Annotated in this window: 11 protein-coding genes; 3 read left to right on the forward strand and 8 right to left on the reverse strand. The window is 71.3% G+C overall.

Annotated features, from left to right (window positions below; all coding sequences use genetic code 11):
• Window positions 1-6: 6 nt before the first annotated feature.
• The 4 genes from Q4V64_RS41685 to Q4V64_RS41700 form a co-directional block, all read right to left on the reverse strand.
• Window positions 7-810, reverse strand: a complete 804-nt coding sequence (locus tag Q4V64_RS41685) for an ABC transporter permease (RefSeq protein WP_124438213.1) — start codon at window positions 808-810, stop codon at window positions 7-9.
• 3 nt (window positions 811-813) lie between these two features.
• On the reverse strand, window positions 814-1,584 hold the full coding sequence (locus Q4V64_RS41690) for an ABC transporter permease (protein WP_124438212.1): 771 nt from the start codon (window positions 1,582-1,584) through the stop codon (window positions 814-816).
• Window positions 1,581-2,510, reverse strand: a complete 930-nt coding sequence (locus Q4V64_RS41695; protein ID WP_124438211.1) for an ABC transporter ATP-binding protein — start codon at window positions 2,508-2,510, stop codon at window positions 1,581-1,583. Before Q4V64_RS41695 ends, Q4V64_RS41690 begins: the two co-directional genes overlap by 4 nt.
• A gap of 117 nt (window positions 2,511-2,627) precedes the next feature.
• Window positions 2,628-3,656, reverse strand: coding sequence for a sigma-70 family RNA polymerase sigma factor (locus tag Q4V64_RS41700; protein ID WP_124438210.1), 1,029 nt, complete (start codon window positions 3,654-3,656; stop codon window positions 2,628-2,630).
• A 213-nt stretch (window positions 3,657-3,869) separates the two neighbouring features.
• Between Q4V64_RS41700 and Q4V64_RS41705 the strand changes: the two genes are divergently transcribed.
• From Q4V64_RS41705 to Q4V64_RS41715, 3 genes are read left to right on the forward strand one after another with little or no spacing between them, the layout of a single operon-like run.
• A complete protein-coding gene (locus Q4V64_RS41705; protein ID WP_124438209.1) occupies window positions 3,870-4,634 on the forward strand; it encodes a hypothetical protein in 765 nt (254 codons plus the stop codon).
• Complete coding sequence (locus tag Q4V64_RS41710; RefSeq protein WP_124438208.1) at window positions 4,631-6,892, forward strand: hypothetical protein; 2,262 nt, start codon at window positions 4,631-4,633, stop codon at window positions 6,890-6,892. Before Q4V64_RS41705 ends, Q4V64_RS41710 begins: the two co-directional genes overlap by 4 nt.
• On the forward strand, window positions 6,889-8,532 hold the full coding sequence (locus tag Q4V64_RS41715; RefSeq protein WP_124438207.1) for a hypothetical protein: 1,644 nt from the start codon (window positions 6,889-6,891) through the stop codon (window positions 8,530-8,532). The genes Q4V64_RS41710 and Q4V64_RS41715 overlap by 4 nt, the downstream gene beginning before the upstream one ends.
• 10 nt (window positions 8,533-8,542) lie before the next feature.
• Here Q4V64_RS41715 and Q4V64_RS41720 read toward each other — a convergent pair whose 3' ends face one another.
• The 4 genes from Q4V64_RS41720 to Q4V64_RS41735 all read right to left on the reverse strand — a co-directional run bounded on the left by Q4V64_RS41720 (window position 8,543) and on the right by Q4V64_RS41735 (window position 11,323).
• Window positions 8,543-9,064 (reverse strand): DUF3291 domain-containing protein, encoded by a 522-nt coding sequence (locus Q4V64_RS41720; protein WP_124438206.1) that lies wholly within the window; start codon window positions 9,062-9,064, stop codon window positions 8,543-8,545.
• Between the two features lie 117 nt (window positions 9,065-9,181).
• The gene (locus tag Q4V64_RS41725; RefSeq protein WP_124438297.1) at window positions 9,182-9,664 is read right to left on the reverse strand and encodes a methylated-DNA--[protein]-cysteine S-methyltransferase; all 483 of its coding nucleotides are present in this window, start codon (window positions 9,662-9,664) and stop codon (window positions 9,182-9,184) included.
• 28 nt (window positions 9,665-9,692) lie between these two features.
• On the reverse strand, window positions 9,693-10,070 hold the full coding sequence (locus Q4V64_RS41730) for a hypothetical protein (protein ID WP_124438205.1): 378 nt from the start codon (window positions 10,068-10,070) through the stop codon (window positions 9,693-9,695).
• Entirely contained in the window at window positions 10,067-11,323 is a 1,257-nt protein-coding gene (locus Q4V64_RS41735) for a SidA/IucD/PvdA family monooxygenase (protein WP_124438204.1), read from the reverse strand. The genes Q4V64_RS41730 and Q4V64_RS41735 overlap by 4 nt, the downstream gene beginning before the upstream one ends.
• Between the last annotated feature and the right edge of the window lie 40 nt (window positions 11,324-11,363).

Consider the following 11,363-nt stretch of genomic DNA (forward strand, 5'->3'; position numbering starts at 1 on the left):
GGCGGCTCACCCCGCGATCCGTACGGTCGTGCCGGCGCCCCAGATCGCCAGCGACAGGAAGAAGTCGAGGACGTTGATCGCCACGATCGACGTCCGCACGGCGCGGCCCACCGCGACGCCGACGCCCGCCGGGCCGCCGCTCGCGTAGTAGCCGTAGAAGCAGTGCACCAGGATGATCAGCACGGCGAAGACGAGCACCTTGCCGAAGGACCACAGCACGTCGACCGGGGGCAGGTACTGCTGGAAGTAGTGGTCGTAGGTGCCCGCGGACTGCCCGTAGTAGCCGGTGGTGATGGTCCGGGCGGCGAGGTACGAGGACAGCAGCCCGATCACGTACAGCGGGATCACGGCGACGAACCCGGCGATCATCCGGGTCGTCACCAGGAACGGCAGCGAGGGCACGCCCATGACCTCCAGGGCGTCGGTCTCCTCGCTGATCCGCATCGCGCCCAGCTGGGCGGTGAATCCCGCGCCGACGGTCGCGGACAGGGCGAGCCCGGCCACCAGCGGGGCGATCTCCCGGGTGTTGAAGTACGCCGACAGGAACGCCACGAAGTTGGAGGTGCCGAGCTGGTTGAGCGCGGCGTAGCCCTGGAGGCCCACCTCCGTGCCGGTGAAGAACGACAGGAAGGCGATCACCCCGACCGTGCCGCCCACGACGGCGAGGGCGCCGCGGCCGAAGCTCACCTCGGCGAGCAGGCGCAGGATCTCCTTCTTGTAGCGGCGCAGGGTGCGGCCGGTCCAGGCCAGTGAGCGGCCGTAGAAGGACAGCTGGGCGCCCAGGTCCTCCAGACGATCGAGCAGCGCCATGCCTCAGCCCCTCTGCGGAACGACTTGGAAGTACACGGCGGTCATCACGAAGTTCGTCACGAACAGCAACATGAAGGTGATCACCACCGACTGGTTCACGGCGTCGCCCACACCCTTCGGGCCGCCCTTCGCGGTCAGTCCCTTGTACGAGGCGACGATTCCGGCGATCGCGCCGAACACCAGCGCCTTGACCTCGGCCGCCCACAGGTCGGACAGCTGGGCGAGCGTGGTGAAGGAGGCGAGATAGGCGCCCGGGGTGCCGTTCTGCAGCACGACGTTGAAGAAGTAGCCGCCCGCGACGCCGACCACCGACACCAGGCCGTTGAGCAGTACCGCCACCACCATCGAGGCGAGCACGCGCGGCACGACCAGCCGGTGGATGGGGTCGATGCCCAGCACCTGCATGGCGTCGATCTCCTCGCGGATCTTCCGCGCCCCGAGGTCCGCGCAGATGGCCGTGCCGCCGGCGCCCGCGATCAGCAGCGCGGTGACGATCGGCGAGGCCTCGCGCAGTACCGCCAGCACGGAGGCGGCACCGGAGAAGGACTGGGCGCCGAGCTGCCGGGTCAGGCTGCCGATCTGGAGCGCGATGACAGCTCCGAAGGGGATGGAGACGAGGGCCGTCGGCAGGATCGTCACGCTCGCCACGAACCACGCCTGCTGGATGAACTCCCGCGCCTGGAACGGCCGTCGGGGGATCGTCCGGACGACGTCCAGCGCCATCGCGAAGAGACTGCCCGAGTGCCGCAGCGCTCCGGTCGGTGACAGACTCATGTGCCGGCCACCGCCTTCTGACGCAGCGCGGCCTCGCGCCGGGCGATCGCCTCCCAGCGGGGCGGCCGGGGGATGCCCGGCCCCGGCAGCAGGCGGGGAGGCAGTTCCGATACGCGCGCGCTGTCGTCGATCTGCGCGAGCTCCTGCTCGACCTGCGCCGCGTCCTTCTCCTCCGCCATGCCGATCGGGCCCTGCATCCGGCCGTTCAGGAACTGCCGCACGACGGGCTCGTCACTGGTCAGCAGCTCCTCACGCGGCCCGAACATCACCAGCTCGCGCCGGAACAGCAGCCCGATGTTGTCCGGGACCTGGCGGGCCGAGGCGATGTCGTGCGTGACGATCAGGAAGGTCGCGTCGATCTGCGCGTTGAGATCGACGATGAGCTGGTTGAGATAGGCGACACGGACCGGGTCGAGGCCCGAGTCCGGCTCGTCGAACAGGATGATCTCCGGGTCGAGCACCAGGGCCCGGGCCAGCCCCGCCCGTTTGCGCATCCCGCCCGAGATCTCGCCGGGCAGCTTCTCCTCCGCGCCGATCAGCCCGACCATGTCCATCTTCTCCAGCACGATGCGCCGGATCTCGCTCTCGGACTTGCGGGTGTGCTCGCGCAGCGGGAAGGCGATGTTGTCGTACAGGTTCATCGAGCCGAACAGCGCGCCGTCCTGGAACAGCACACCGAACAGCTTCCGCACCTCGTACAGGTCGTGCTCGCGGAGCTTGGTGATGTCGCGGCCCTGGATCGTGATCGAGCCGCGCTCCGGCTTCAGCAGTCCGACGAGCGTTTTGAGGAACACCGACTTGCCCGTCCCCGAGGGGCCGAGCATGACCGAAACCTCCCCGGCGGGCAGCGTCAGCGACACGTCCTGCCAGATGACCTGGTGACCGAAGGACTTGGTCAGCCCTTCCACACAGATCTCGACCCCCATCCGGTCCACCCTTCAGTCCACGGAGCAGCTCTTGACATCTGCTCTACGGGGACGGGCGGGGTGTCCGTCGCTGGGGATGCGGAATTTTTTCCGAGGGTGTTTCCGGATGGCTCCCGGCTACGGCAGTGCGGGCACCGTGGGGGTGGGGAGCGCGGCGGACGGTACGGCAGGGGCGGTCGGCTCGACGGGGACGTCCGGCATGTCGCGCAGGCCGGGCGGGCCGGTGACCTCGGGCAGGTCCGTCACCTCCGGCAGCGCGGGGACGTCGGGCACCCCGGGCACCTGCGGGACCTCGGGCGCCGGCACGGTGGGCACCGCCGGCAGTGACGGAAGGGACAGGGGCAGCAGCGATGCGTTGCCGGGCGACTCGGCCGGCCGCGAGGCGGTCACCGTCGGCGACACGGCGTCCGATTCCGGGGGCCGGCCCCCGCCGGTCTCGCCGTCGGGCCGGAGGGCCTCCGCGCCGTGGGAGGCGGACGGCCGCGGTGCCGGGGCGCTCCCGCCCCCGTCGAGCGCGTACGGCAGGACGAACCCCGCCATCGCCAGGGTCGCCGCCGTCGACGTGGCCGCCACCGCCTGCGCCCTGCCGACGCCCCGCGGCCGTCCCCACCCGATCAGGAACAGCGCGACCCCGAACGTGGCCGCCAGCGACTGCCGCAGCGTCCGCCGGGCCCGGGCCAGCAGCGACTCGACGGTCCGGTAGCTCAGCCCCATCCGGACGGCGACCTGGCCGACGTCCAGGTCCTGCGACTTCAGCCGCAGCGCCTCCGCCTGGCGGGCGGGCAGCTCTCCGCTGCGTACGGCGAGCCACCTGGCCTCGGCCCGGTCGCACACCGCCTCCTCGACGGGCACCGGTCCGGGGGCGATCAGCGTCGGGCTGGTGCGGACCTCGACCTCGCGGTTGACCTGCCGGTAGCGGTCCACGCACAGCCGCATCGTCACCGTCGTCAGCCAGGCCGCGAGGCGCTCGTCGTCCAGGTCGGGGCGCTCGGCGGCGCGCAGCATCGCCTCGTGCACCGCGTCCTCGGCGTCCTCCAGGCTCATCGACCTGCGCCGGGCCACCTTGAGCAACTGCTCGCGGTGGCTCCACATGCGCTGCCAACGTTCGTCGGCCGCCTGCGTCTCCGCCGGCATGTTCGTCGCCATGAGGGCCCCTTCGTGCTCACCGCCGGTCTCGGCCGTCCGGCGGGTGGCGACATTACCGTCCGGTAGCCGCGGTTGTGGAGGGGGTGACAAGAACGTCCTGTGCCACGTGTTTGACATCGCTGTTCGGGGAAGGCGAACGCGCATGGTGGTCGCGGGAGTTGGGGGCGGACGATGATGGGATCCCGGGCAGTGCCCACGAACGGACTCTCTCCCGTGTACGACGAGACCGGTGCCGCGTCCGCGCGTTTCCTCAGGTGGCTGACCGAGGAGACCGACGGCGCCGCCGGGAACCGGGTGCCCAGCGCCGCCTACGCACCCCACGAGCGGTGCAGCCTGGAACTGGTCGAGGACGTCGTGGCACGCCTGGCCGCCCTCGGCTGGATAGCCGTGCACAACGACTCCGGCGCCGTGCCACCCCTGGTCAGCCCCACCGGCACCGGCCTCGCGGAGGTGCGCGCCTGGGACGAGGCGTACGACGACCGGGACACCCGGCGCCGGTACGCCAAGGCGGCCCTGTTCGCCTGGTGGGACCGGGCCGGGCGGCACCACAGCGGCGAACCGAACCCCGAGGACTTCCTCTGGGCCCGGGAGGCCTTCTACTGCGGCCGCCGACTCGCCCTCGAGGACCTGGAGTACGCCAAGGACCATCTGGAGCTGCCCACCCCGGTCCACGTCGGCGTCACCGAACAGGGCGCCGGAGTGTTCCTGTCCTTCGAGCAGCTGGCCCTGCTTGTGCAGGCGTCCCGCCCCGACCTGTCAGAGGCCGACAGCGAGGTACGGCAGGTGCGCGAGCTCGCCGGCGCCCTGACCGAGGCCGCCCAGCGCGGTGCCGAACCCGACGAGGGCACGCTGCAGCGCTTCCTGAAGCACAGCGGCGACCTGGTGCAGGCCGGTTCCAGATCGGTGGGCTCGATGAGCAGGGACATGGCGTCCGGCATCGTGTCGGAGGTCATCAACTCGATGCTGAGGCTGGGATGAGCGATCATCCCGTGGGCCCCGCACCGGGGGCGCAGGAGCAGATTCCGGAGGCGTACGCGCGCCAGCCCCTGTTGCGGCAACTGGTACCGCGCCTGGTCGGCCTCGACCGCGACCGGCACCGCAGACGGCGGCACCACGAGTTCGCCGAGGACGTGCCGGTGGTGCTGCTCAGCGGGCGGCACGGCACCGGCAAGAGCGCCCTGCTGGACGACCTCAAGGAGGCCTACGCGCCTGACGCCGGGCCTTGGCCGGGGCCGCGCGTGCCGTTCGCGCGGATCAACTGCGCGACGCTTCAGGAACGGGCCAGGGTCGGCCCGGAGATCTCCAACAACTCCTACACGGTGGAGGTGCTGTCCGCACTGGTCACCCAGCTCTCCCGTCCCGTCGCGGGGTTCGGGCGGCTCTGCTTTCCCCGGACCACCGCCGGTCTGCTCGCCGTGGTCTCCGCCCGGCGCCCCGGCAACGACGACGAGCTGCGGGTGGCCGACCGGCACACCGCCGCCCTGATGGGACCCCCGACGGGCGAGGGACCACCCCCCACCTGGGACACCCTCTTCCGCGCGGCGCTGCCCGCCTCCCCCGATCCCGAGGAGTTTCCCGAGGCGGCCGTGCGCACCTACCTGGGCAGGCAGTACCGATGGCGCTCGCGCAGACTCGCCTCCCGCCACCTGGTCGGCTGGTACGAGAGCTACCGCACTGAGGCCGACAACCGGCTGCGCGGCCTGCCGCCGGGCGCGGCCACCCAGCCGGGTCCGGTGCCGGCCGCGGAGCGCGCGCAGGCAGTGGCCCGGCTCTGCCAGGAGTTCCACCAGGGCCGCGGATTCCGGCGCGGCGTCGAGCGCATGCTGATGGCCGCGTTCCTCGCGGACGTGCGCTACGGGCCCTTCCGGCGCGGGAACCGGGCCCCGCGTCCCCTGGTCCTCCTCGACAACGCGCACACCGACGCCGGCCGTGACTTCCTCGAACTGCTCCTGGAAGAACGGGCACGTCTCGGCCGCGGCGCCCGCGACCAGCTGGTCGTGATCGCCACCGAACTGCGCGGCGACGACAGCCCGGCCACCCGGGACGACAACCCCGACGAGGAGAACGACCCCTACCCCGCCGCCGCCCACCGGTCGCTGCACGAGGTCGGCAGGAACTCCCGATGGACCCGCGACGGCACCGCTCCCTCCGCGGGCGTGCTGGTCCTGCCGCTGCCGCCGCTCGACACCGAGCACCTGGAGAGGATGCTCAAGCGCGACGACCGGGCCTCCTTCGACCCGTACATCGCCACCGCCGTACACGATCTGACCCGAGGCCACCCCATGGGAGCCCGGCGGCTGTGCGACGCCGTGGTGCACAAGGCGCGCACCGGTCAGTGGGTGGCGGCCGAGGAACTGCTCGACCTGACCCATCCCGGCGGCGCCGGGGAATCCGTCATCTGGCGGCTGCTGAACACCCTGGTCGGCAGCGAGAACCACGACGAGCTGTGCCTGTTCTCCCTGGCCTGGGACCGGGAGGCGGCCGAGCAGCTGGCCGAGCGGTGGGTGCCGCGCCGGATCGACGGCCTGCCCGCGGCCGACGGCGCCGCCGCCCAGCTGGAGCGGGAGCGCTGGTCGCGGGGAACGGGCAGCCGGCCGTTCATCACCGACCGTTTCCTGCGTGCCCTCCTCGTACACCAGATGCGCAGCGGGCGCGGCGGCAGCGGGGTCGACTGGTTCAGCGCGCACACACTGCTCGCCGAACACCACCGGCAGCGGGCCGAAAGCCGCTCGGGGCAGGCGGAGCGGGACGAGCGGTCCCGCTTCCTGTGGCACCGCCTCGCCGGGGGAGAGGCGTGGGAGGTCGTCGACTGGCTGCACGCGGAGTTCCTCAGGGACGACGGTGACGCGGTCGACTGGCTGCACATCCTGCGCACCGTGGCCCATGCGCCACGCCCGCCGGGGGACATCTGGTTCGAGCAGTGCCAAGAGGTCGCCAAGGGCCGCCGGGACCGGCTGCAGCTCCAGGCGGATCCGGACGGGGGCCTGGAGAAGCAGGCCGTCAACCGGCTGCTGCACGCCCTGTGGTACGCGGCGGACGAACTGGCCGAGGCGGACCGGACCCTGGCCGACCGGATCGGCCAGGACCTGTCCTTCCTCTCCGCCCAGCACCTGACCGGCCGCGCGGTCCTCGCCCAGGCCGCCATCCGCTGGCCCCGCGCGGTGCGGGACGGCGAGGACTGGCCCCTCGACCGCCGCTGGCAGGGCGACCAGCCGCGAACGGGAGGGGCGCGATGAGCAGGACGGACCGCAGGAACTGGGCCTGGCTGCCGGGCCGGCTCCGCTTCCGGGTGCTCGGCCTGATCGATGTGGTGGCCTTGTGGGCCCTGGTCGCCGCCCTCCTGGGAGCCGGCGCCTGGTGGGGCCTGGACACCTACCGGGAGCACCGCGACTACTGCACCGAGGACCAGGCGCTGCGGCGCACGGGCGCCGGGGACGAGTGCATCGGCGTCACGGCCGCCGCGTACCCCTTCGCCCCGGACCTCGCCGACGTCCTGGGCCGGATCGAGGAAGAGAACGAGGCGGCACGGGAGTCGGGCAAGCCGGTGGTGAGCGTCGCCGTCGTCATGCCGTACACCTCCCGGACCCCCGGCGCGGCCATGTCGAAGGAGCTGATCCGGCACTCCCTCCAGGGCGCCTACCTCGCCCAGCGCGGCCACAACCACAGTCCCGCCACCCGCGACACGGCCATCCAGCTCCTCTTCGCCAACGTCGGCGAGGACCTGAGCCACTGGCGGACCGTGACCGACGAACTGGCCTCCCGCACGGACGACAAGAGCCCCCTCGTCGCCGCCATCGGCCTGCCCAACAGCGACGACGCCACGCTCGACACCGTGCGGCGGGGACTCGGGCCCGCGAAGATCCCGTCCGTCAGCGCGGTGCTCAGCTCCCGCGAGATGGAGCACCCCTACCTGCTCAAGGTCTCGCCCTCCACCGACCAGCTCGTCGACGCCCTCAAGCGCTACGTGAGCGCGAACCGGGTGAACCGCGAGGACACGTTCATGATCGCCGACGAGCGGGACGACAACTACGTCGCCAACCTCCGCCGCGTCTTCCGCCGCGAGTTCGGCGCGCGGTACGGCATCACCGACGACGAGGTGCAGCGGCGGACCGAGACGTACCAGGGGATCAAGGGGCCCGAGGAGGGCGAGCCGCAGATATTCCGGCGGGCCGTGTCCGCGATGTGCGCGGTCGGCGCGAGGACGGTGTTCCTGGCCGGCCGGGACGCGGACCTGCCGCCCTTCCTGGAGACCATCGACCGGACGCGTTCCTGCGACCGGGACCCGGACGAGGAGCCGATGCGCATCCTGCGCGTCAGCACGGGCCGCGACCCGGTCACCGAGACCGCCGCGATGCGCGCGATCGCCGAGCGGAACAACCTGGAGATCGTGACCGCCGCGGCTGTGGACGCACCCCGCTGGCGTGCCGCCAGGAGCGGTGACGACCAGGTCCCCAAGGCCTTCGGGCTCTTCGCCGCCTCCTACGACCGGTACTTCGGCGAGGAGGAGGCCGACGCCCTGAACGACGGCTATGCCGTGATGTACCACGACGCCCTCACCGCCGTGGGCACCGCCGTGTCCGCCGCCCGGGACAGCGGCATCGACGCCGTGAGCCACAACGACGTCTACGACGAACTGCGCCGGGGCAGCCCCCTCGAACACTGCGCCGCCGGCTGCGTACCGGGCGCGAGCGGCGTCTTCACCTTCGCGGACGAGAGCATCGGGACGGACGAGGGCGCCCGGCACGAGGCGGCGACCGGCCTGTGGCCGGTGTGCAAACCGGTACCCGTGGTGACCTTCCCGAAGGAGCGGCGGGACAGGTCGCCGCTCTACCGGACCTATGAGGAACCGGGGAAGAACACCTGCCCGCGGCCGTGATCCGGCGCCTTCACCCTGGACCGGCGTGGAGCCGGCCAGGACGCGCTGTCGGGGCTGCGGAGTGCTCGGCAGGGCTCGGCTCCGGCCGGTGCGTGCCGGGCGGGAAACTCTGCTTGAAGGTGAACGCGTACGGCGCCGGGCCATGCGCCCGCAGATGCCTGACCCGTTCCTCGGCCTCGGCCGTGGTCGGGCGGTGGCCGGCCGGGACCCACCACAGCGCGTACGCGGCCTCGGTCATGTGCTGGAACCATTCCCGTCGCCTGCGCACGAATTCACGGTGCCGGCCGGAATAGGTGAAGTTCTCCAGTTCTTCCATCGACGCCCATACCGATATGTTCACGGTAGTGCCCGCGCTGTCGCCCGCGTCCCACTCGAATCCAGGATCGTCGTCGGTCTGCCGCCAGACGAAACCCGGTGCCGCCTCTGACAGGGCGAACAGGGGCTCCAAGTTGTCGATGAACTCCTTCATCTGCGGATCGTCTGCCGGTGCCGCCATCCTGCCGACATTCACGTGCGCGATTTCGAAGGCCATTCCTTCCACTCCTTCAGCGAGCTTTTCCTTGCCATTGACCGTTGTTATTGATTCTTGCAGGGTGGCGGCCGGATCATGCTGGCAACAAATTGCCAGTTGTGTTCAACCGCTCCTTCATCAGAAAAGTGCCGTTCCCTGTTCGAAATCCAGCAGCCGCCGTTTGTTTTCCAGGCCGCCGCCGTATCCGGTGAGGCTGCCGTTCGCGCCGATGACGCGGTGGCAGGGCACGATGATGCTGATGGGGTTCCGGCCGCCTGCGAGGCCGACCGCACGGGACGCCTTGGGATTGCCCAGGGCGTCGGCCACTTGGCCGTATGAGCGGGTCTCGCCGTAGGGGATCCTCCGCAGTTGTTCCCAGACGCCGCGCTGGAAGGGCGTGCCGTCGAGCCGCAGCGCGAGGGTGAACTCCTTCAACTCGCCCGCGAAATAGGCCGCCAGCTGTTCCAGGGCCTCGCCGAAGGGTGCGTCGTCGCGGGCGCCGAAGCTCTCCTCCGGCGGACTGTGGCGCCGCACGCTCAGGTGGAGGCCGCACAGGACGCCTTCGGCGGCGACGAGGGTGAGAGGACCGTACGGGCTGTCGACGACGGTGTGGCACCGCACTGAATTCACTGAACGTCCTTGCGTGGGGTCAGGCCGACGGCCCGTGCTCCGGGATCTCCTCTATGTACGACACCCCGCGGGACGCGCCGGTACCGAAGCGCTCCCAGTCCTCACGGAGCCGGATGCGCCCGTCGGGGAGGATCTCCGGGGTGCTGACGCAGCGGCCGGACACGACCGTGTCGTCTGCCAGGACCTGGCAGTAGACCAGGTCCAGGCAGCCGTCGCCGACCTGCCGGCCGACCAGGTAGCCCCGTACCACGGCGCCGCCGGAGAACTCCGCCCAGACGGTGTCGCGCTCCTGGTGGTAGCGACCCACCGGGGCGCCGGTGGCGGTGGCCGTTTCGGCCGCGGCGGACCGGAACGACCTGCCGTCGTAGTCGATCGTCCCGGTGACCTCCGCCGTCATGTGGCCATCTGCCAGCGGGTGCTGACGAGGGTGTCGCGGATGGTGAAGATCTCGCTCTCGAACAGCGAGTTGATGATGGTGGCACTGCGCACCGACAGCAGGGTCAGGTTGGCGTCCGGGATGCCGTGCGTGTAACGGGACCGGTTGAGCGCGAAGATCCGGTGGCCGTCCGGGCCCTTCCAGCGCACCGAGTAGTCGCTGTCCACCATCATCTCCCCGGCGTCGTCCAGCTCGATCCGCTCGCGCAACTCGGGGTCCAGCGGCGGCTCGACCGCGCGACGGCCGGTGGCCAGCACGGCGTGCGCGACGCGGTGCTCCTCACGCCCCACGGGCGAGACGGTGTGCAGGGTGAGCAGGTCGCCGTCGGACTCGGCCGAGACCGCGTCGCGATCCGGGTAGAGCGTCACCGGGTAGTCGCCGTGCCGCAACATCCCGTCGTAGTTGGCCTGGGAGATCGCGCGGAGCGTGCCCGGGGTGATGGCGTCCCCGGTGAGGACGTGGCCGTCCACCAACTGACGGCGCGTCTCGCTGGGCACGTCCTGCAGGAACTGGACGTACGCCGGGCGGTAGAAGTCGTTGGCCGGCGGCGAGTCGTCCATCGGCTGGAACCAGGGCCGGCGGCCGAACCAGGAGATACGGGTGAAACCGCGGCCCAGCAGTTCCAGCACACTCTCCGCGCCGGTCTGCCCGCCCCCCACCACCGCGATCGGGTCCGCCGGGTCCAGCAGGGACACGCGGGCGGTCAGCTCCTCGGGGAAGAAGGCCCGCTCGCCCAGCACGCCGGCCAGGCCGGGGGGCGCGGACGGTTTGCTGCCGAGTCCCAGCACCAGGTGGTCACTGGTGGCCACCAGCTTCCCGTCGGCGTGGTAGGCGAAGCCGTGGTCGAAGGTGATCCGGTCGATGTCGGTGTCGTAGCGGACGCAGTCGAGCCGCTCGGACGCCCAGCGCAGGTACCGCGCGTACTCCTGGCGCGGGATGGTGTCGAACTGGGCGTTGAGCAGGGCCCAGGCCCGCCCGGTGGAGACCATGTAGTTGAGGAACGACAGTCGGTGGCACGGATCGGCGAACGAGACCAGGTCCTTCAGCCACGAGGTCTGCATGCGAACGCCGCTGAGCAGCAGGTCCGGATGCCAGGCGAAGCCGGGTCGTCGCTCCAGGAGGGCTATCCGGTGCGGTGCGACGGATTCGAAGAGCGCGGCCAGGCTCAGATTGGCCGGGCCCGCTCCGACACCCACGGTGTGGTAGTGGCGCATGGCAGGGTCCTCCAACGGTTGTTGTCCGGTGGGTTCGCGT

This window comes from Streptomyces sp. NL15-2K (genome assembly GCF_030551255.1).
Lineage (GTDB): Bacteria > Actinomycetota > Actinomycetes > Streptomycetales > Streptomycetaceae > Streptomyces.